General features: G+C 38.6%; 16 protein-coding genes. 3 read left to right on the forward strand and 13 right to left on the reverse strand.

The window, feature by feature from the left end; all coding sequences use genetic code 11:
• Positions 1-25 precede the first annotated feature (25 nt).
• The 5 genes from AAH582_RS13105 to AAH582_RS13125 all read right to left on the reverse strand — a co-directional run bounded on the left by AAH582_RS13105 (position 26) and on the right by AAH582_RS13125 (position 8157).
• A complete protein-coding gene (locus tag AAH582_RS13105) occupies positions 26-3166 on the reverse strand; it encodes an error-prone DNA polymerase (RefSeq protein ID WP_343317903.1) in 3141 nt (1046 codons plus the stop codon).
• A gap of 2 nt (positions 3167-3168) precedes the next feature.
• A complete protein-coding gene (locus tag AAH582_RS13110; RefSeq protein WP_343317906.1) occupies positions 3169-4668 on the reverse strand; it encodes a Y-family DNA polymerase in 1500 nt (499 codons plus the stop codon).
• A gap of 2 nt (positions 4669-4670) precedes the next feature.
• Positions 4671-5411: an ImuA family protein gene (locus AAH582_RS13115; protein ID WP_046673529.1), complete on the reverse strand. Its 741-nt coding sequence runs from the start codon at positions 5409-5411 to the stop codon at positions 4671-4673.
• Between the two features lie 121 nt (positions 5412-5532).
• Positions 5533-6267 (reverse strand): LytR/AlgR family response regulator transcription factor, encoded by a 735-nt coding sequence (locus tag AAH582_RS13120; RefSeq protein WP_046673530.1) that lies wholly within the window; start codon positions 6265-6267, stop codon positions 5533-5535.
• Positions 6268-6279: 12 nt separating this feature from the next.
• Positions 6280-8157 carry a sensor histidine kinase gene (locus AAH582_RS13125; RefSeq protein ID WP_343317907.1) on the reverse strand — a complete coding sequence of 626 codons (1878 nt, stop codon included), beginning with the start codon at positions 8155-8157 and terminating at the stop codon, positions 6280-6282.
• 502 nt (positions 8158-8659) lie between these two features.
• On the opposite strand from AAH582_RS13125, the gene lgt reads away from it, so the two are divergent.
• On the forward strand, positions 8660-9478 hold the full coding sequence (gene lgt / locus AAH582_RS13130; protein ID WP_343317909.1) for a prolipoprotein diacylglyceryl transferase: 819 nt from the start codon (positions 8660-8662) through the stop codon (positions 9476-9478).
• Positions 9479-9542: 64 nt separating this feature from the next.
• On the opposite strand, the gene AAH582_RS13135 is transcribed toward lgt, so the two are convergent.
• Positions 9543-10211: a response regulator transcription factor gene (locus AAH582_RS13135; RefSeq protein ID WP_343317911.1), complete on the reverse strand. Its 669-nt coding sequence runs from the start codon at positions 10209-10211 to the stop codon at positions 9543-9545.
• A 338-nt stretch (positions 10212-10549) separates the two neighbouring features.
• On the opposite strand from AAH582_RS13135, the gene AAH582_RS13140 reads away from it, so the two are divergent.
• A complete protein-coding gene (locus AAH582_RS13140; protein WP_343317913.1) occupies positions 10550-12577 on the forward strand; it encodes a sensor histidine kinase in 2028 nt (675 codons plus the stop codon).
• Positions 12578-12676: 99 nt separating this feature from the next.
• Here AAH582_RS13140 and AAH582_RS13145 read toward each other — a convergent pair whose 3' ends face one another.
• From AAH582_RS13145 to rocD, 6 genes are all read right to left on the reverse strand, one after another.
• Positions 12677-13747, reverse strand: coding sequence for a phytase (locus AAH582_RS13145; protein WP_084823135.1), 1071 nt, complete (start codon positions 13745-13747; stop codon positions 12677-12679).
• Positions 13748-13760: 13 nt separating this feature from the next.
• The gene (locus tag AAH582_RS13150; RefSeq protein ID WP_343317917.1) at positions 13761-15023 is read right to left on the reverse strand and encodes a right-handed parallel beta-helix repeat-containing protein; all 1263 of its coding nucleotides are present in this window, start codon (positions 15021-15023) and stop codon (positions 13761-13763) included.
• Between the two features lie 149 nt (positions 15024-15172).
• The gene (locus tag AAH582_RS13155; RefSeq protein WP_343317919.1) at positions 15173-17959 is read right to left on the reverse strand and encodes a TonB-dependent receptor; all 2787 of its coding nucleotides are present in this window, start codon (positions 17957-17959) and stop codon (positions 15173-15175) included.
• Positions 17960-18165: 206 nt separating this feature from the next.
• On the reverse strand, positions 18166-19653 hold the full coding sequence (locus AAH582_RS13160; protein ID WP_343317921.1) for a tetratricopeptide repeat protein: 1488 nt from the start codon (positions 19651-19653) through the stop codon (positions 18166-18168).
• A 335-nt stretch (positions 19654-19988) separates the two neighbouring features.
• Positions 19989-20954 carry an arginase gene (locus AAH582_RS13165; protein ID WP_343317923.1) on the reverse strand — a complete coding sequence of 322 codons (966 nt, stop codon included), beginning with the start codon at positions 20952-20954 and terminating at the stop codon, positions 19989-19991.
• Between the two features lie 3 nt (positions 20955-20957).
• A complete protein-coding gene (gene rocD, locus AAH582_RS13170; protein WP_343317925.1) occupies positions 20958-22217 on the reverse strand; it encodes an ornithine--oxo-acid transaminase in 1260 nt (419 codons plus the stop codon).
• 121 nt (positions 22218-22338) lie between these two features.
• Here rocD and AAH582_RS13175 point away from each other — a divergent pair, with 121 nt between their 5' ends.
• A complete protein-coding gene (locus tag AAH582_RS13175; RefSeq protein WP_046673539.1) occupies positions 22339-22791 on the forward strand; it encodes an Lrp/AsnC family transcriptional regulator in 453 nt (150 codons plus the stop codon).
• 51 nt (positions 22792-22842) lie between these two features.
• Here AAH582_RS13175 and AAH582_RS13180 read toward each other — a convergent pair whose 3' ends face one another.
• On the reverse strand, positions 22843-23028 hold the full coding sequence (locus tag AAH582_RS13180; RefSeq protein ID WP_046673540.1) for a hypothetical protein: 186 nt from the start codon (positions 23026-23028) through the stop codon (positions 22843-22845).
• Positions 23029-23148 lie beyond the last annotated feature (120 nt).

Genomic DNA, 23148 nt, shown 5'->3' on the forward strand with positions numbered 1-23148 from the left:
AAAAATCAGATTAATAAATGAAAGATCAATGAAAATTTCTTCCCTTATGAAAAATACCTGCAGCATTGTCGCCATCGGTTGTCAGATCTTTTAACAAACCTGACATATCAAAGCATCGTTCTGCTATTACATGAATAACCTCTCCTTCAACTTGAATTTTACCCGCGACCATCAGGAGTTTTGCGCGAAGAATTTCTTTTCGATATTTTTCAAATACAGTACTCCAAACGACAATATTTGCAAAACCGGTATCATCTTCAATGGTGATAAATAAAACACCTTTAGAGGTTCCTGGTCGTTGTCTAACCGTAATCAATCCGCATATTTTCACGAGTATATTATTTTTGATCAGACCTAATTTTGCTGTGGGCACGACATGGAGTAGATCAAGCTTACCGCGCAAGAAACTCACGGGATGTGCTTTAATGGATAGCGAGGTTCTTGCATAGTCGGCCACTACATGTTGGCTTTTCGTGAGCAATGGCAGTTCGATCTGTCCTTCTACTATACTTTCAGAGGGTTGACCTTCAAATAATGCAATCGGACGATCCGCCAATGCTGTAATTTCCCAAAGTGCTTGCCGACGGTCAATACCTAATGATGTAAAGGCATCTGCATCAGCTAACTTCTCCAACGCAGTAAGAGATAGTCCAACATCCATCATACCAGTAATGGATGCATAAGCAGACTGCCGACCTTGTGTCAGCACAGCAGCCTCTTCCATTGAAAATCCTTTGATCTGACGTAAGCCTAATCGAAGGTCATGTGGTTTTCCAATTTCTCCTTCTAAGGTATTGTCCCACAAGGAATGATTGATATCAATAGGACGTACTTTTACCCCGTGTTTCTGTGCATCAATAACAATTTGAGCGGGCTGATAAAAACCCATGGGCTGACTATTGAGTAAGGATGCCGCAAAAATATCCGGATAGTAATACTTAAGCCATGAGGACACATACACCAGTAATGCAAAAGACGCTGCGTGACTCTCTGGAAAACCGTAACTGCCAAAACCTTCCAATTGCTTAAAAACTCGATTTGCAAATTCTTCCGTATAGTTTTTCTTTACCATACCATCGACCATCTTTTTGTGAAAAGTCGACACCTGCCCTTTGGCTTTGAATGTAGCCATGCTTCGGCGCAATTCGTCGGCCTCTGCAGGTGTAAATCCCGCAGCAACAATGGCAATTTCCATGGCCTGCTCCTGAAAAAGGGGGACGCCCAAGGTTTTTTCAAGAATGGTTTGGATCTCTGTGCTTGGATAATCGACAGCTTCCTCTTTATTTCGCCGACGCAAATAAGGATGCACCATATCGCCTTGTATTGGTCCAGGCCGTACGATAGCCACCTCAATAACCAGATCATAAAATTCGCGCGGTTTTAATCGCGGCAACATCGACATCTGGGCCCGGCTTTCGATCTGGAATACACCTAAGGTATCCGCATGACAGATCATATCGTAAACCTTTGGATCGTCTTTTGCCCCAATATCAGCCAGGGTAAGCTCTTTTCCATAATGCTTTTTAGCGAGGTCAAAAGCTTTGCGTATACAGGTCAACATCCCCAAAGCAAGTACATCAACCTTTAGAAAACCCAGTGCCTCAAGATCATCTTTATTCCATTCGAGATTTGTCCGATTATCCATGCGGGCATTTATTAAGGGACAAAGCTCATGCAAATTACCTTGCGTAATAACAAAGCCGCCCGTATGCTGCCCCAATTGACGTGGAAAGCCAATATATTGGTGCGTCAATTCGAGAATTTTTCGCAAATGTTGATCTTCGGGATTAAAGCCCTGTTCAACCAAACGTTCCAAATTGATATCATCGTCCCAATGGCTACTCACTACCCCTGCTAAACGCCCTACAGCATCCATGGAAAGCCCCATCGCCTTGCCAACATCACGTATTGCGCCTTTGGAGCGTACCTGTGTGACAGTTGCTACGATAGCAGCACGATTTCGACCATATTTCTCATAAATATACTGGATCACTTCTTCTCGACGCTCATGTTCAAAGTCGACGTCTATGTCCGGCGGTTCATCGCGTGCATCGGACATAAATCGTGCAAATAAAAGCCTGTATTTTGATGGGTCAACAGAAGTAATGCCCAAACAGTAACAGACCGTAGAATTTGCTGCCGATCCACGTCCCTGGCATAAAATTCCTTTTTCCTTTGCAAACCGGACATAATCGTATACAGTTAAAAAATAAGAAGCATAATTTTTGCGTTCGATAAAATCAAGTTCCATTTGAATCGTTTCACGAACTGTTGCTGGAATAGCTCCGTCAAATCGTTTTTTTGCCCCTTCCCAGGTTAAATAAGTTAATTCCTCCTGCGTCGTTCGACCATGGGATGATAATTCATCTGGATAGATGTACTTCAAATCATCTAGGGCAAAACGACAAGCATTGGCTATTTTTACACTCTGTGCTACGGCCTCAGGATACAGCCTAAACAAGCGTTCAACTTCAGGTATTGATTTGAGATAACGCTCCGCATTAGGATGTAAATGAAATCCAGCCGTATGTATCGTACATTTTTCACGAATGCAGGTTAAAATATCCTGCAATTCACGCCTTTCAGGGACATGATAATATACATCACCAAGTACCACCCTCGGGAGATCCAATTGTTCGCCCAGCTGATTTATCCGAAACAATAATTTAGCATCATCCCCACGATAGAGTTTTTTTATTCCTAGATTAAGATAGCCCTGGAGATGCTGTTGACATTCCTGAACAAACTCAATAAATGAATGTTCAAGCTCAAACCCCACGACCAATTTTTCAGGTGGACAAATAATGAATATAATCCCTTCAGCGTATTGAAATACATCGTTTTTATATAACTCGCATTTTCCTTTTTCGGTCCTTAAATTTCCAACGGTTAACAATGTTGAGAGTCGACCATAAGCCTCTTTATCTGTTGGGTAGGCCAATAAACTTGGGCCATCCTGTAAATCTAAACGACAGGCAGGAATAAGTCGTATACCTACTTTTTTAGCCTCGATATGCGCACGAACGATCCCAGCAAGGCTATTACGGTCGGTTACTGCAACAGCATGATACCTCAATTGAGCAGCCCTTTCGATCAGTTCCTCAGGGTGTGAAGCACCTTCGAGAAAACTAAAATTACTTGTTATCTGTAATTCACAATAGCCCATGCTTAAGCAAAAAAACCGTGTATAAACCATTGATCCGTATGCCCGTCATAATGCCCCGAACGATACAGCCAAAAACGCCGGCCTTGCAGATCTTCTACCGCATAGTAATCCCGATGTTCGCCTGGATCAATCCACCATTCGCGCTCAATACGTTCGGGGCCATCTGCTTTTCTGATCGTATAGGTGTCTCCCTTATAACGGAACAAGATGGGGGGATAATCGGGTATGGGAGCTGTAACAATAATACGTTCCGGAACCTTCAATAATCGTGTCGGACGTGGTCTTGCCATTTGCCAGTCAACAGTTGCAACCTCATCTAGTGTAGTCGCTATTTTCATGGATCGCTCGGGCCAGTAATGTGCAGACGGAACATAGCGTGAAATCTCACAATTGGCGTCCCTACTTTTCAAGCGATCTAACAGTTCGGTAACTGTCGGGTTTTTGAGGTCAATTCTATTGTTCCAAAGATTTTCCTGAATAGGATCTGCGATTTCAACTTTAGAAACCTCCAAAGTAAATAATTCAATCCCCAATGCCGGTTCAATCTGTGGAATCTTTATGGCAAATAATTGAAGGATATGTTTGACCTGGGCAGTAGCACGATTAGTCTCAATGCTGATTGTCTCTAATTTCCCATCCACGCGGTGGCAATTCAATTCAGCTGCACGTAATCCTTTCCCCTCTCCCGACAAACGTTTACACAACTTGTTTAATAACTCTTCCAGCGCCAGTTCAATACCATGTGCTGTACAGATGGGTTCGAGACAAGGTAATCGCTCTTCATATGGTAAATTAGCTTTTATAGGAAGAACAAATTCATCTTCCAGCCCCATGGCCTGATCCAGTCGAAGTAATAGGCTGTCACCAAATCTTCTACGCAAGACTGAACGCGGCATTTTTGCAAAACTTCCTATTGACTGTAGTCCAAGCGATTGCAACCTTTTCAATTGAACCTCTTCCAATCGTAGTGCTGCAGGGTGCAAGGGAAAAAGTGCCTCTGACTGCGCCTGTTCATTTATAATCGTATTTTCAGAACCAAAATGTGTGATAGCCCATGCGGCCCCAATGGTATCAGCAATGCCCATGCGCACAGTATAACCATGTTGTTTAAATTGAGAAACAATACTTGTTAAGTAAGTTGCCTCTCCACCCCAAAGATGTGCACAACCACTTATATCGAGCATAATTCCATCGGGCTCATCCAATGAAACCCATGGTGTATACCTTATGCACCAATCTGCTATGGAATGGAGTAATTTTTCAGCCAATCCAGCTTGCTCTTTGATGATTTTAAGTGATGGAATAAATGCCCGTGCATCTGCTATAGCCATACCTGCGTGTATCCCCGCTTGCTCTGCAAATGCGTTACACGCACTAACGATTAATTTTCCTTGCACAGCGACAGACAAAACAACAGGAACATCCTGCAAATGTGGCTTACAGACAGTAAGCCAATCTGTTTTTAAGTAACGAAACCAAAGGGACGCAAATCTTTTTTTCATGGCTAGCCTAAATTTTGATAATTATAGGTCCAATCTGTGATCTGCACATCTTTTTTGAGGAATGTTCTAAATCCTTGTGGAGACCAGATAATTTGTCCTTTGGCTGGATTACCATTTCTTACCTTAAGCAGCTCTACTTCCCAACAGGGGTAACCAATACCAGGTAATCCATCATCCGATTGACTAGGTAAAGAAGTAACCTTCCAACGTGCAGCACAACTCGTCGCCAACAAGGTCTTGGGGTTATGTTGAAGTATAAATCCTGTCACCCGGCTTTTTTCTACGGCAAGTTGAAGGCGCCTTGACTGAATAAAATCCAGCTGATGTATTTCAGCCAATACGGCTGTTATGCCATGGCATTTCAACGCTTCTTCCATTGCCCATAAAACATCTCTTTCCCGTTTCATGGAGACAAAAACAATTGAGGCCGGATCAACTCCAAATGATTTGATAGCAGCAGGAAATACCGTTTGAATAGAGCCTATCCAAATACAAATCCCATCATTTTGCATCAGTTTTCCAAGCAAAGCACCAATAAATCCACAGGAAGCAGCACTATCCATGCGGCTGAAGCTAACAAATTCATGTATAACACCCTTGGGAAAGATTCCATTTGGAAAAGCTTTTTCCAAAGGCCCCAAATCTATAGCGCATTCATCATTCAAACTTTGAACTACTCCCTGCCACGACAGTAAGTCTTTTTTAAGTTTGCTAATCAAAGCTTGTTTATCATCTAACATCATAGCCCCTCCTATTTAATAGTACACACAAATGTAATACTAAATATTTTAGTATTAAAGACGAAAGCTATATTTTTTAGCAAATAAACACAGTGCTAAAACGGAATCTTTACTATTTCAATTCTTATATATCATTCAAGAACTGTTGGATGACATCTTTTTTTCTGGTCGCAACAGGAATCATTTTACCATCAGACATTTCTATTTGGCCATCCTTGAAATATTTTTTAATATAATTGGCATTGATTAAATAAGATTGATGACAACGAATAAATTCAGATTCAGGAAGCATCGTTTCAAAATGTTTAAGGACTTTTGAAACCATCATCGGTTTATTGTCTTTGATATAAAATGTAGTATACCCTTTATCTCCATGACAATAAAGAATATCATCAATATTCACGATCTGGGTATATTCAAATGTACGAAGCGCTATCTTACGAGGTCTACTTGGAGATTTCAGATAACTTTCGGCCATGCTTAATTGCATGCTATTGAACTTAAATTCCGTATTTTTTTTATAACATTTTTCAATAGCTTCCATAAATTGTTCTGGGACTAATGGCTTTAATAAATACGCAATGGCACCTATATTTAGGGCTTCTATGGCATACTGGTTAAATGCTGTTATAAAGATGGTATTAATGTCCAATTTCAGTTCTGAAAGGAAGGATAAACTGGATCCGTCTTTCAATTGAATATCGGCTAAAATAAGATCTGGATTAGATTCAAGCAATTCACGTTCTGCCTGGGCAATAGAGGGACTATAACCTACTATCTGAACATAGGGTATCGCATCTAACAGAGACTTAATATACAGATAGATGTTATGCTCGTCTTCAAGAATATAAACTTTCATAATTTCACGTATTTAATTAAAATATAAAACAAGTGGGATATAAATTTCTACACGATATCCACTTTTATCCTCTTTATAATTGGGTTTTATTTCAATCTTTGCTTTTTGCTTTGGATCAGTAAATAAGAGTTCAAGACGCTCTTTGGTAATCACCTGTGAAAGAGATGTCTTGTGCGCATTATCCTTTTTATCTGTGCGCATTCCCCAACCATTATCACTGATAACAATATGCAATTGATCTGCTTGCTGATTAAAAAGAATTTGTAACTGTCCGCGATAATTTAAATTTTTGAAAGCATGTTCAATAGCGTTTTCAACAAACGGCTGAATCAACATGGGGGGAATCATGACATCGTCGACATCCAAATTACCGCTCTCAATTTCAAAATCAAATACATCTTGATAGCGCATCTGCTGTAAAAGTATATAATTCTTTAATGATTTAATTTCTTGATCCAAAGAAATATACTCCTCCCTATTTAATTCGAGTATATCACGAATTTGACGGGACAACAGGATGAGATATTGATTTGCTTTTGCTTTTTGTTCACTACTGATCAGACCTTGCAAATTAGCTATAGCATTATAAATAAAATGGGGATTAAGCTGGTTTTGTCGTGTCTTTTGCTCTAAAATTAATTGTCTGTTTTCGGCAACTATACGCTGATTAATATTTTTCAACAGCTTTTGTTTATTCCGATAATAAATGAAGAATGCAATACTAAAGATCAGCGCAAATAAAATAACAAAAATCCAACGCTGTTGGACCATAATCTGATGGTTGAAGGCATTTGTTGTTTTTAAAAGCTGAATAGCCTGATCTTTTTTTTCAGTTTCATATCGTGTATTGATCTCGTTTATTCGCTCATTTTCGATATTTTTTTTACTATTTTTATAATCCTGAAAAGCCGAATCCAACGTAAAATAGGCCCGTTCATAATCTCCTTTTAGCGCATGTGCTAATTGTAGATTTTGATAATAAAACAATTTATTTTGCTTGCCTTTATGCGTTTTGATAAACTGTAATCCCGCATTAAAATAATAGATGGCCGAGTCCACTTGATGATTATTCAAAAAATTTTTTGCCAAATTCGCATACGCATAGGCATTGAGCGCCTTGCTTGAAGATAAATAATTAAAATACTTTTGGGATGCCTCTACTGCTTTTCGACTATTACCTATGCTAAAAAAATACTGCGCCTGTAAATTATACATGCGCATAATAATAGCAGAATCAGCCGTTTTATTTGCATAATATCTGCAGCTATCTAATGTTAATTTTAATTTCTCAAAATCATGCAATTCAATATACTGTATAAATTTAATCTCCTGATGGGCCTGTGCAACATGTGGGTCGGATCTGTTGGGATGATAATGATACCACGACTCGTTATCTTTGAGTGCCTGGTTATAATCAGCGCGGCGATAATTTGCATTGGCCAATAGATTAAAAAAAAGAAAACTAAACCTACTTTTATTTGCTAATGCATATTCTTTCGCATCGATAATTTGTTCCATGATGCCAATATTAGTCACATCATTAAAACTAAAATTAGCTCTTATTTTAAAGTAATCCTTCAGAACAAGCAAATCCGGAGACAATTTTTTCCCATCAAGGTTTTTCAGCGCAATTTCTATTGAATCAATTTTATCATCCAACAAGTAGTTATACGCCAAAAAAATCCAATTATAGCCAGAAATATTAAAATATCTATCCTGTGCAAACTCCGTTGTCTTCTTTGCTATAATAGATTGATCCCTAAAATCCTGTAGAGCGAGAAATTTTAATAATGTGTCCTGATAGGTTAAATCAAGTGCCTTATCTTCAGTATGCGCATTATTTCTAGACGTCTGACGGCCACTTTGATGACAAGAGAGTAACTGTGCCATTAGCACGAGAGATAAAAAACAAAAAGTAAATCTTGTCAAATTTCGTATCATCAGAATATAACTATCTGTTTAAATTTACATGAAGGTTTTATATTTTTCCATTACCTCCTCCATTAACTATAATAAGCTTTCACAAGATATCAACAGCTATAAAAAATAGGCAAGGCACTACTATCCATATCATGTTATCTATTGTCGAATATCGGAATATTATCAAAAAAACCAATATATACTTTCAAAAGTATTTAACCCCACTGATACTTATCTTAATATACTTCCTCAGTAAAAATACCGAGTGCAATTATTGATCGCAGATAGAGTTAATTTTCTTTTACTCCCCACAAACATACAAATTGGTCAACAATAAAAACTTCCTATTTAATAATCGCAATATATGACTCAATATTTGCATCGATAAAGAGAATTTCGTTTTTTATCAAAACGTGTAACGAAATAGCCATACCACATACTTATATCATAAAGCATCACGCTAAAACGTAATATGGTAAATAATCTAATCTTTACTTACATAAACTGGACTATAGATAGTGATATCTTTGTTATTCCACTTATTGAACACCCTATTCGCTGGTACGGACTATTTTGGTTATTGGGTATTGTATTATGTTATAAGATATTAGGATCATTATTTAAGAAAGAAGGTCGGCCACCCGAGTTTTTAGATCAACTAACCATTTATATTATTTTTGGTACTATCATTGGCGCTAGACTAGGGCATGTATTATTTTACGATCCCGGTTATTACCTCAATAATCCCTTAAAAATATTAGCCATATGGGAAGGTGGGCTGGCAAGCCACGGTGGCGGTATAGGCATACTAATCGCTATCTATTTATTTGCAAAAAAACAGCAACTTCCTTTTCTCTGGGTTGCAGATCGGATTGCTTTGGTCGTCCCTTTAGCTGGTGTTTGCATTCGACTGGGCAACTTAATGAACTCTGAAATGATTGGCACAGCAAGTAGCTTACCTTGGGCCTTTGTGTTTACCCATATCGATACTATCCCCCGGCATCCGGCACAGTTTTATGAAGCCTTATTTTGTCTCCTATTATTCGTATTGTTATATCGTTTGTGGAAGGAAAACAATCTTCGACGTAACAATGGAAACTATTTCGCCTTGCTGTTGGTTTTGCTATTTTCGTTCAGATTTTTAGATGAGTTTTTGAAAATCAATCAAGAGCATTTTGAAGACTCCTTATTCATCAATATGGGACAGCTGCTTAGTATACCCTTTATTCTTATTGGAGCTGGTGTATTTATCTTCAACCGTTTTCAGGAAAAGAATACCAAATTAAAGTAATGGGAGGCGTAGTACTTCCAATAATAGCCCGCTACGTCATGCTCACCAAATACAGAAATGGTTATCATGATTTTTTTAATAAGCCATGTTGAAAAGCATATTTTACTAATTCCGCGGTATTTTTTACCCTTGTTTTATCTATCAAGCTCTGCCGATATCCTTCAACAGTACGCTTACTCAAAAAGATTTTATCTGCAATTTCTAAATTTGTATAACCGTCAGCGATTAACTCCAATACTTCTAGCTCGCGATCGTTTATTTCCAGATCGAGGATGATATTTGAGCCCGCATCCCTATAAACTTGACCGGAAGAAACTAGTTCAAGCAGGGCTATACTAATTTCTTCGCTCATATAGCGTCCGCCTTCAGCGACATGCTTTAATCCAAAAAGTAATTCATTGTAACCTATATTTTTCAACAGGTAGCCTGAAAGACCATGTTCAAAACCTTCAACAACATAATGAATTTGATTTAGCATAGACAATATCACAACTTTGACCAATGGATATTTTTGACTGATGATTTTTAAAAGCTCCATCCCGTCCATATGCTCCATGTTTATATCAGTTAAAATAATATCAGGAGCTAAACCATTCGCCAATATAGACAGCGCTTCTGCACCATCAGATGCCTCGCCTATCACCGTAAATTCTCCCTGGGATTCTAAAAGTAGTTTAATACCATTCCGTACGACCATGTGATCTTCAACCAATAGTATCTTAACCGTATTCATCTTCTATGGCATTTAAATAAAAACTTTCAATTCTATTTTATTCCAAACTTATACTGCAACGATAATTTATAATATTCGCTATTTGAAATAAAAAAGAAACAGACTGCATAAACAAAATAAAGATACAACTTTCTATACAGTCTACTGTCGACATGATGAGTTCACATGAAACAGCCCACAGGATCAACTGGCAAATAAAATAGTGGATTTCATCCCGTACGACAACTCCGGTCATTTATGGATAGAGCGAAAACTCATGAGAAAGGAACAATATTTGTATGCTATTAAATCAAGCTATAGCGATATCGCTTTAATCAATACTTAATTTTTGCTATGTTATGATATGTTCAGATAAAGATATTTTAGCCGTTCTCACCTCTTCATTGGATGCCTGCGCAATTTATGATAGTGCAGAACTCCATATTTCTTATGCAAGCACTAACATGTTAAAACTTTGGGGTTGTGATCAGCGTATTATTGGGCAGTGTCTTGAAAATTGTCTTCAACGAGAAGATTTAACACCCTATATCCCCCTCCTGAAAAATGTCTGGATAAACGGAAAAACTGCAGTCATTGAAAAGATAAGGATTAAACTCAAAACGGAAAATCAGTCTTCACTAGGTTATACGCACACTTTTGAATATCATCCGCTCATCAATGAAAAAGGTGAAATTTATGGCATATTTAATCAAATTAGACTGATACCTGAAAATGAAGACAAGTACCCACAAACGCAGGAAAAAAATACCATTGAACGAAAATTGCTACAAGATTTATTAACTCAAAAATATCTTATAGCAGGAAAACACTATAAGAGCCCAACGAATAATTACACCTTGTCATCTAAACATACTGAAGATCTCAATGAAAAACTTAAGGGGGCACTCAAGAAAATCATTGAGAGTGAAGAACATTATCATTTTGCTTTACAGTCGGCCGAGATGGGAACATGGAACTTAAATTGTAAAAATTACTTGGTGAATTGGGATGAACGGACTCGGGAACTCTTTGGGTTTGCGAAAGGTGAGTATGTTCCATACAATGAAGTCCTTAAATATATTCATCCAGAAGATAGGAATAGAATCGATCAAGAAGTCAAAAAATCACTGACTTATCAAAACAAAGGTGTTTATGACGTACAGTTTAGAACCATTGGAGCACAAGATCTTCAGTTACGGTGGTTGCACTGTAAAGGAAGAGTATACTTTGACCAAGACCAACAACCCGAATGGTTTGCAGGTACCGCTATAGATATTACCACCCAGCATCAAGAACACGAAAAGCTTGAAGCAATTCATCAACTTATCGCCAAAAGAGATCAACAGTTTAGAATGATCGTAGAAGCCGCCGGTATCGGTATATTTTCTATTGACATGGAAACCAAAACAATGGAACTCAATGATCGCTGCCGTGAATTATTTGGCTTCGATCAGCAAGACAACATCAAAGAAGCTGACTTTTTTGACCAAATCCTGCCTCAGTACAGAACTATCATCCATGATGTTTTTCTAGAAGTAACACATAAACAATCTCCTTTCGATTGTCAATGTGAAATAAAAGATAAAAAAACAGGTAAGATAAAATGGTTAAGGTCAATAGGTGGAAGTCAATTGGAATCGGATACAACAAGACATATGATCTACGGCGCTATAATAGACAGCACCAATGACAAGGAAGAAGAAAGGAAAAAACTAGACTTTATTAGTATCGCAAGTCACGAACTTAAAACACCGTTGACCTCACTAATTGCCTATATCCAATTACTTCAGGCCAAAGAAGGTACACTGAGCACCGAAAAGCGCATGCAATATCTCTACCAATCGAATGAGCAAGCAACGCGTATGCGCGGTTTAATTGACGGCTTTTTAAATGTTACTCAATTAAATGAGGGTAAGCTAGTGCTTCGCAAAAAGACATTTAACGTTTGCTCTTTAATCGATTATATTCAAAATATCTATTCTTTAAAATCGGTAAAGCACTTCATCCATTATACAGGAGCAATAGATTCGAATTTGGAGATTATTGCCGATCGTGATAAAATCGAACAAGTGCTAATCAACTTCATGGACAATGCCATTAAATATTCACCCAGTAATTCAACAATTACCCTGCATGTGGCAATACAATCAGGTTATTTTGAAGTCGAGATCAAAGACCAAGGAAAAGGCATCAATCACAAGGACCAGAAACAAATATTCAACAAATTCTATCGTGTAAATGACGATGCAGATTGTTACGCGTCGGGATTTGGCATTGGGCTGTTTATTTGCAAAGAAATTATTCAAAAACATCAAGGAGAAATTGGTGTCAACAGCCAGATTGGTCAAGGATCAACCTTTTGGTTTAAAATTCCGCTCAGTGCATAAAGCATAACGCGAGGTATTTTAAACAAATATTACCAATAGCCAAAAAAAGCAACAGCTGTAATCAAATAACAACTGTTGCTCTAGCACTTATTCTATAACCTATTTCTTTTTCAAATCCGCTCCGGCAATATCTTCCCATCGATAGTAATGGAATGTTTTATCGTCACTCATAGTAACAAACAAGCCATGTTTAAAGGTTTCATTTAAATTAAAGGAGGTCGTTTCTGAACCATCACTTTGTGTTGCCATAACCGGTACAGTCTTCAGATATTTGTGTTCGAAAGGATTGCTTTGGGTTCCTTCCCGACTAAAGACCTGAAAACGATTTGCACCCTGGTCCGACACCAAGATATATCCGGTACTATCGGTCAATTTATAAATCGAAATACCTTCATGATCTTCTTTAAAACCTGTTGTAGCAAATAATGCCAACTGTTGGTTTCCCTTTGCTGGATCGGCATAGTATTGTTTTACGCCAACTTGTTCGTCCGAATAGTAAATATACCCAAGCTCATTGTCCACCGCTATCGCCTCGATCTCTTTTTTTCCACTAAATGAACCAAATTTGCGAACTAATGTAGCTTTTACCGTACCAGAACCATTATCCTCCAATAAATATTGACCCAAATAGCCTTCTTTTGGTCCATTTTTCCGTCCAACAATAGCATAGATCTCTCCTTTTGGGGAAGTATATAGGGCAATCCCCATCAGATCCCTAAATTCCGGTTCAGTTTCGCTAACAAACATATCCAGTCCCCCTTGATCGATCGGTTTCATATCGGGTAATGAAAAGACACGCAATTTATGGGTCATACGCTCTGTTGTGACGGCGATATCGACAGGTTTCCCCCCCAATACCAAACCGTAGGCTACATCAACATTGTTTGGTCGTTTTAAATTGGAAACCACTTTTTCTTTGACCGTTTTACCCTGTAAATCGTACACGAATAAAGCTCCATCGGCATCTTTATCCGTTGCTATAATCAAACTCTTGCTCGGATCGCTCTTATTGATCCAAATTGCGGGATCATCCGAATCATAACGTACAGCATCAGTCACAATAACGGGCTTAACTGATTCTATATTATTTGTTTGCGCATTTTCGCATGCCATTTGAAGCAGGGTTGATGCTCCCAAAGTTAGTGTTAGTATTGTTTTTAAATTTGTCATTATATGAAGTAAATTAGAATTTGGAACCGAATGCCCCAACATATGCAGCTGGCTGGGGAGAACTATAGATTAGACCGTTTGACATCACCAGGCCACTCGTAAAATGAGGTTTAAAAGCAAGGGTACCAGCCTTTAATGCAGGTGAATTCCCTTGGAGATGAAAATCCCAGGTGGAGTCAAACAGATAGTTGTCGACTGAGGTTTCCAAAGGATAGGCTATAAATTTAGGATTATTATCTCCTGCCACTTTACCTCTAATATCATTACTACCGCCTACAATATCATTTTTGCCGACCTGAAACTGATCTACATTCAATTGGCTGTAACCATAGTACCAGTTATTACTTGACACAGAACGGTTATCTTCTGGCTTTTTCGGATCGCGCTTGACTCCAAACCGCGTATTAGCAAAAAGATTATTGTAAATCTCGGCTCTGACAGATGCTTCTAACCAAATCGAACCTCCTTTGGCTGTCGGTCTGCGCCATCCAGTGTTGAGCATGGTATTATTGTAAACAATAATATAAGCCTGGGGTGTACGGTCTCCTGAATTGGACAGTTTTAATGCATTGGTATTTACACTATACACTAGGTTATAAGCAACATCTGCAAGACATCCGGATTTGAAATTCATCGCTTCTCCACCTGTCACCCCATTGGAAAAGAAACGGTTGTTAGCAAAAATGATTTTTCCTCCTTCAATATACGTGCAGTCTTCGTGAAAATGACTTACCGTACTATTTTGAACCACTAGTTTTCCATTTGGATTAGAAAACCATAGCGCTGGTAAAGCTTCACCAGACACTTTTTTATACAAGCCCATCTTTACAGAAGTCGACGCGTCTGATGTAATTGCACCCCCATACTCTATGATGGTATTGTCCAAAACAAGTTCCTGACAGCTTGGAGCGGCTAAAATTCCTCCCCATAATTTGCCAAATTCATTCATCTTCGTCTTATACCCATCTTCAACCGTAAACTTGACAGGATTTTCAGCTGTACCTAACGCATATAAATTACCCAAAACAACAATTTCAGGCTTATTGACAGAATCCATCAATACAGTTACACCTTCCTCAATCGTTAGTGTCTTACCTTCGGGAATAATAATATCCCCCTTAATATGCTGCACACTCCCCTTACTCCACACACCGGAGACCTCGCCGATAGCACTTCCATCGGCATCAGAAGTATCAACATCAATATTTGCTTTTTCACAGGCGCTTAACACCACGATAAAAAATGCTAGAAACGATAAAATACATTTATTTTTCATCTGTATATATTTAATTTTAATGATGAAGCGAATCATACTTGTTCAAAACTTGATCGTTCCAAAAAAGGGAAAGCTTCACCGAAACAAACTGTTGTTATTTCACACCGTACATGTTCAGATTAAAACATGTTGTGTTTTACGCGGGTCTATTATTTACTAAACGAATAACGTAAACCAAGGATATAGTTCTGTCCATACAAATCCTTTCTAATCAATGTATTTCCGCCTTCAATAAGCTTTTCAGCGATCTTCTCATTTTCGGGATTTGTTCCTTTCACATACAATTCCATGGGTGTATTCAAGATGTTGTTGGCTTTGGCAAAAACGGCCCAACCTGCTTTAAATTTTTTCTCAATAGAAGCATCTAACTGAACAAATCCCTTTTGCCATAAATCATCGTTCAAAAATTGCGATACTGTATTGATCCGTGAGCCGGTATAAGATCCAGCCAACTGTCCTTCCCAGCCATTATTAGCATCTTTGTAAAACAATGATAGATTGGCCACATGTGCAGCTTGCCCATATAATGGTCTAGTTTGATCCACGATTATCGCTTCTGGGTCCTGTGTGGTTTCATTGATTCGACGCGACATCTTAGCGGTCGTTATACGTGAATGTGTATAGGTATAATTGGCCTTAACACCAAATTTCTGGATATACTTGATGTAATCAACCTCGACACCAAAGTTGTTGGCATTACCAAAATTACCTGGAGTGTAGTATACATCTTGCTTACGAACCTCATCCGGTTGAAAGGTATATTCAATTGGGTTTTTGATTTTCTTATAAAACATACCGACAAGAAATTGTGAGGAAGCTTCAGGGAATAACTCATACCTTAAATCGAAATTATCTGCTATGGCATGTTTTAAATCTGGGTTTCCTTTTTCTAAAAACTCTTCATTAACCACACTTGAGGGTACAATTTCATAAAATCCAGGTCGGTTTAACGCGCGATAATAGGCCGCATGAAGCTGTTGTTTTTCGTCCAAATGATATTTCATGGTCAAACTTGGCAGCCATTCTGTATAAATTTGTGACCCCTCCGGTCTTTTTTCTCCTGCAGGAAACAATAATTTATAATTCTGATTGCTATGTTCCATCCGGATTCCACCGATCATCTGCCATTTGTCATTCTCATAATTGAACATGCCGTACAATGCTGTGGTCTTCTCACCAGCGTCGTAAGTTAGTGGATTTGCGACAGCTCCAGTAGGATTGGTGACAGTCAGATTGAGATCGGTATAGCGCTGAAAATCCACATCGTATTTATACTTTGCCTCTTCTGCAGAAGCTGGTGATAAGTTGTAGTTATTGTAAAAACTACTACGCTGTTTATCACGATACAGACCTCCGGTCGATAGCTCCAGCTTACTGTTTTCCATTGGAACTTTATAACCTACATCCCAATAGCCTGCATGATCATTATCCGTATTACGCTCCCAACGATAGGTTACAGGAGATTTATTGACGAGAGAAGTTCTTTTACGTTCAAAATTTTCTTCTACGCCATCCAAACTGATCATCGTATTTTGTGGCAATTGATTGCGCGCTGAAGAAAGCACACCTGACCAACGGACATTCAGCCGATTATTTAAAAAATGATGATCCCCCTGTAGGGTACAATTGTAGATCTGTTGCTGTGTTTTTCGACTTCTTGTCACATAGGTCAGTTCGGCTTTACCAATACTGGGATCATACTGGCCATTATATATCGTATTCACAGCATCACGCAATTGCATGTTATTTAAATTCACATACATTTGATAGAAGCTAATCCGATGATTCAGATTAAATCGATAGTCGATCTTGTTATGCAAACCTAAGCGTTGTTGCTGTTCATCATATTGACGATCACTCTGCTCAGTAATTACCGCATTGGGATTTACGCCAACGACAGCCGATTTGTAGAAAATAGAACGACTGCCACGATGTAAATTTTGATAACTCGCACCCAAAATAACGCCCAATTTATCATCCAAATACCGATTGCCTATTGTCAAATTGCCGACAAGGTCTGGAAGGGGCTTTTTATAAGTATAATCTAATGCACCCTTATTAAAATCAGCAGCGGTTGCATTGTAATTCTTCCCATGCTGTTCATAGGGAGATTTTGCCGAGGTTCCGCTTGTTGAAAAGCTTCCAAAATCCCGATTAAAATAACGTTGGCTATAACCTGTTGCCAAATTTGCTTGAAGCAATAGCTTTGTCGGCGCCGATTTCATAACCATATTGACAACCCCACCCACCGCATCGGCTTCCATATTTGGTGTTAGCGACTTGTAGACTTCTAAGCGTTCCAACATATCTGAAGGAAATAAATCCAAAGGCACATAACGGTATTTATTATCTGGACTCGGAACTTTTACGCCATTCACCAAAGTCGTGTTGTAACGTTTATCCATCCCTCTCAGAATTGCGTATTGCCCCTCGCCATTCGAATTTCTTTCTATGGATACACCCGAAACACGCTGTATAACATTTGCGACGGTGATATCGGGAGAAATCTCTATTGCGCGCGCCGAAACAACATTCATAATTTGTGACGCATTCTTTTCTAAACGCCGCGCGCTAGGATCGTCATCCCCACCGTTTCGACGTCCTTTTATAGTTACTTCCATTAATGTTTGTTCGGTCGATGTCAGCTGAAAAATAAAATGAGGGGTATTTTCTTTTTGAATCTCGATTTCTTTAATTAATTCGGCATAAGCCATATGCTTGATATGGACCTTATCCACACCTGCAGATAATCCTTTGAATTCAAACGAACCATCCAATTGTGTTTTGGTCGATAGCCCACTTTGTTCCAAGAAAACTGTTGCACCAGCAATAGCTTCACCAGTCTGACCATCCAATACCTTACCTTTGATTTTGGTCGCATAAGCAGCGCTGACCGAAATACTGGAGGCAAGTAATACTGTTAAAAAGTTTTTCATTTTGCTTAGATTATTATGAATCTTTGATTGTTGTCGCAAAGATGGCAGCCAATTTTAATCACACAAAATATCGAGCGTTACAACAAGGAAACAAGGTAGAAAGTGGGCTATACAGCGAGGAAACAAGCACTACTAAACGACTAATAAACAGCAGTTTAAACGAAATTTAAGCGCCATTAACATTCTATTACTCCTGTGTTAAAAAATTATGAAATCCCAACAAGATAGCCCGCGAGGTCCTCTCCTTGTTCCAGTCTTAATTTTTTTCGCAATCGATGTCTGGCAACACGAAGGCTATCTTGTGATATGCCCAATAAGACGGCAATATCGATATTATTCAAATTTATTTTAAGCAATGCGATTAACCGCATATCCGCGGCCGTCAAATCTGGAAATCGTTGAATAAGTTTTTCAAAAAAGCTGTGATGTACCTTTTCGAAAGTTCCCATAAACTCTTTCCAATGAATACCCTGTGTGATATTTTCATTGATCTGCAACACCAACTTCTGCATCTGTCGTTTTTGATCCCGGCGTTCGTCCTTAACCATTCCTTTTAATTCATCACGAAGTTCTTCCAAAAATTGATTGTTACGGATTAAATTTAAGGTATGGGATGTCAATTCCTTTTGCTTGAGCGACAGTTCCTGTTTGAGCTGCTTATCTTCAAGCAACTGGTTTTTAAGTGCAATTTCGGTCAACTCGCGTTCGGCCTCCTGTTTTCGGGAATCGGAGATCTGGTTTTTGATCTTAATTTTCTGGCGACTATGCAATACATAGGATAATACAATTAACAAAATTAAAACCACGATTGTTCCCCAGAGCATGATTAAGTTGATTCTTTTGGTTACTTGTAATTTCTCGATCTCTTCGGCTTGTTGATTCATATCGTAGAGTGCCTGAAAAAAAGCAGTATGGCGAGCACCATCCACACTATAAAGTTCAAGCACCAACTTACGGCTCTTTTCTGCATAAAAATAGGCGCTATCCATCTGCTCACGCAAGGCGTAGGTCCTACTCAAATCTTTTGTCGTAGCAGCCATTTGATACACATCACCCAAATTTTCCGCCATCTGATAAGCCAATTGCGTGAGTTTGATACTTTCTGGATATTTATTGGTCTTCCTAAAAATATCGCCCATATTATTTATGACCACAATTTTTCCATAATTGTCTTTTGTTTCTGTGTAGAGGGCGCTCGCTTTTTCGAAATGAAAAAATGCACTATCATACTTTGCAAGGTCTTCATAAATACTGCCTAAATTTTCATGGATCTTAGCTTCTCCATTTTTATTCCCAATACTGCTATAAATGGACAAAGCAAGATTCTGGTAGACAAAGGCGGAGTCGTAGTTCGCTTCCTTTTCAAATAAATGACCTATATTCCCTAATGTACCTGCCTCTCCATTTTTATCCCCCTCTGTTCGGAAAGAATGTAGCGCCTTGTTAAAATAAACTTTCGCTACATCATGTTGTTTGTTGAAAATATTGAGCTCTCCAATATCGCTCCAATTAGTTGCTAGGAGCTGTTTTGAATTTAATTGCGTATAGATTCGATCGGCTTGAAAATAGTAGTCCTGCGCCTGTCCATAATGCCCCTGATTAACACATAACCATCCAATTGCCTGCAAACAATTGCCCTGTAACACGAGGTCCTTATCACTAACAGCTTTTGCATAGCGTTTTTTGACCAACATAATTGCCGAATCCGGATGATTTTGACTTAACGCCCTGATATCTTTAAAGGATTTAACCTGCGCAGTAACTGGATGCCACGAAAAAAGTTGTATAAAAAAAAGTAGAAACAAAATAATTCTCTCAGAAATCCTCATATTTCATGTAAATAATCGAATTGCAAATGTACATGAAGCATGTTAACACAATATTAAATCACCTAAAGCAACGCAAGTTTTAACATCAGGAAGACTGACTTATTTTATCCAACAAGAAAAACGATGAGCAATTAAAAAAGCCCTTTCATTGCCAATATCGAGCAATAAAAGGGCTTCAAAACAGGCAATTTGAAAGCCGGTTAGTTAGCGGATTTCAATTCAATGAGCGGAGTGATCCGTTCTAATATATCAAATGCCACCTCTGCCATTTTGTTACCCTTATTGTCCAATAGTGGATTAACTTCAACAATTTCAAAACAAATCACCTTACCCGATCGGATGATCTCTTCTAAAATCGACACAATCTCCCTTGGCAAAAACCCCTTCGGTACTGGTGTTCCGGTGCCATCCGAGATCAATTCACTATCCATGCTATCCACATCAAAAGAGATATAAATCATATCACATGCTTCTAGGATTTTCAATGCTTCAGCCACACAATCGGTTATTCCGCGCTGTCTCGTATCTTCCACACGATAGTTTTTAATGCCAAGTCGTTCAATGACCAGATCTTCCGGTTCTTCCGTATCCCTTACACCAAAATAAATCAAATGATTGGATAGTATTTTACCTACTGGGCCAGCTATTCGTTTTAGTTTATTCCAAAATTCTTGTGTCGATTCGTCTATTTCATTGGTTTTACACGGGATATTATCCTCATTCAACATCGCCGCTAAAGGCATTCCATGCATATTACCAGAAGGTGTTGTGTGCGGAGAATGAATATCGGCATGCGCATCTACCCAGATCACACCGAGTTGTTTATCAGGATAAGCGGACTTTATACCACTTATCGTCCCCATTGCGGAGGAATGATCCCCTGAAAACACCAATGGAAAATTGCCGGAAGATAAGCTATCTTCAACGGTGGAAGCTACTTGTTTGCATTGTTCATAAACCTGCTGAATATGTTTCGCAAAAGGATGATTATCATTCTGATAAATGGAGCTATTTCGAGTCGGCACATCAACAAATGGATAGTTAATGAAATATTGACTTCCTTTATTAATTGCAGCTATCTCGATGGCGTCGATACCCAGATCTGACCCCCTAGTCCCTGCTCCTATATCCGATCTGTTTTTGATCAATTCAATCATTTTCTCCATACACTATTTCAAATTAGTCAACGATCGCTCAATGATCCCTAAGCAAGTCTCGACTTGCTCTTTTGTAATAACCAGCGGCGGAGCCAATCGAATTTTGTTACCATGTGTAGGCTTCGCTAAAAGTCCATTTTCTTTAAATTTGAGACAGATATTCCAGGCCAAATCACTTTCTTCATCTGCATCAATTACAATGGCAGTCAAGAGCCCCTTTCCTCGCACTTCTGTAATTAACGTACACTTAGCAGCAATCTGACGCAATCCATCCAAAAACAAGGCCCCCATCTCAAGCGCCCGTTGCGTCAAATTTTCATCCCGCACAACATTTAGCGCTTCCATAGCTACTGCACAGGCTAAGGGATTACCACCATAAGTCGAACCATGTTCGCCCGGTTTAATACACAACATAATGGAATCATTTGCCAACACTGCCGATACCGGCAATACACCTCCCGATAAAGCTTTCCCTAAAATCAGAACATCTGGTTTGCTTTGACTCTGTGCATCATCAATAGCATAGGATGCCAACATGCTTCCCGTCCGAGCAATACCAGTTTGAATTTCGTCTGCAATAAACAATACATTGTATTTTGTACATAATTGTCTCACGCGCATCAGATAATCCTCATCAGGAACGACAATACCCGCTTCGCCCTGAATTGGCTCAACGATAAAACCGGCGATATTTTCATCTGCTTTGAATAACTGTTCTAGTGCATCAACATCATTATAGGGAACGAGTACTATGCCATCTAAAAAGGGCCCAAATTCGTGTGTTGCAGTACGATCATTGGATGCCGATATCACAGAGATTGTCCTACCATGGAAATTGTCCTTGGCAAAGACAATTTTCGCTTGATTGGCTGCTACACCTTTCACCTGATAGGCCCATTTACGACAAAGCTTCATTGCTGTTTCCACAGCTTCAACGCCCGAATTCATGACCAAAGCCTTATCAAATCCAAAAAGATGACAAAGCATTTCTTCAAAATCACCCAGTTTATTATTATAAAATGCCCTGGATGTTAATGTTAATTTCTCGGCTTGCTCTTTTAAAGCGTGTACAATACGTGGATGGCAGTGTCCTTGATTGACAGCTGAATATGCAGATAAGAAATCAAAATAAGACTTTCCATCAACATCCCACACCATAACTCCTTCAGCTCGTTCCAAGACGACCGGAAGAGGATGATAATTGTGCGCTCCATATTTTTCTTCTTTGGCAATGAACATCTCGCCCTTACCTTGTTTAACTACTGTACTCATAATTCAGTTTTTTCTAATAAGAACAAATATACAATATTTACTTTTTTATTGACTGAAAAATAAAATTTAACACTAAATTAGCATATAAATATTAAAATTAACTTTTAAACCACTTTCTACAATGAATAATATCGATGACTTTGATCTACAGATTTTAAAATATTTAGACGAAGATGGACGGATGGCCTACTCTGCAATAGCAACAGCCATGGGCGTATCCAATACCATGATCCATCAACGAATCAACCGTTTGACGGAACAAGGGATACTGACAGGTATAAAGCCCGTATTGAATGAAAAGAAGCTAGGCTATGATTGGGGTGCTTTTACAGGGCTAAGTTTAGAAAAAGATCATGATTCGAGCAGAATTATTGAAGAGCTCAAAAAAATACCAGAAGTTACAGAATGCTACTATATTACGGGCAACTACACATTATATGTGAAAATTATTGCTAAAAATCACGAACATATGCGACAACTACTTTATGAAAAAATCGATAGCATTCCAGGCATTGCGAAGACAGACTCCCTTATCGAATTAGGCTGTGCTTTCAAACGTAATATTATTTTCTAGCACAAGAAACAACCGAAGGGATCCTGAACACGGATTTTCAGGATCTCAACGCTATTTACCAATATTTGCCAACTCTTCTTCCGTCCAATAGATTAATTCTCGTAAAACATACACATTTTCATAACTTCCCAATCCATCGATGTAATCCCACAAATCACCTTCAACCTTCACTGGTCGTCCATGATGAAGTATATCATACCCATTATCTAACCAATTTTGTATCTGCTCTTTATCCATCGTTATTAAAACTTATTGTTAATTATCTTTAAAATGACTATATCAAATATAATGTATTTTACACTGGCTGCCCACAACTGGATAAAAGAAAGTCAAATTTCAACAACTTTTTGACATAGT

This window comes from Sphingobacterium multivorum (assembly GCF_039511225.1).
GTDB lineage: Bacteria > Bacteroidota > Bacteroidia > Sphingobacteriales > Sphingobacteriaceae > Sphingobacterium.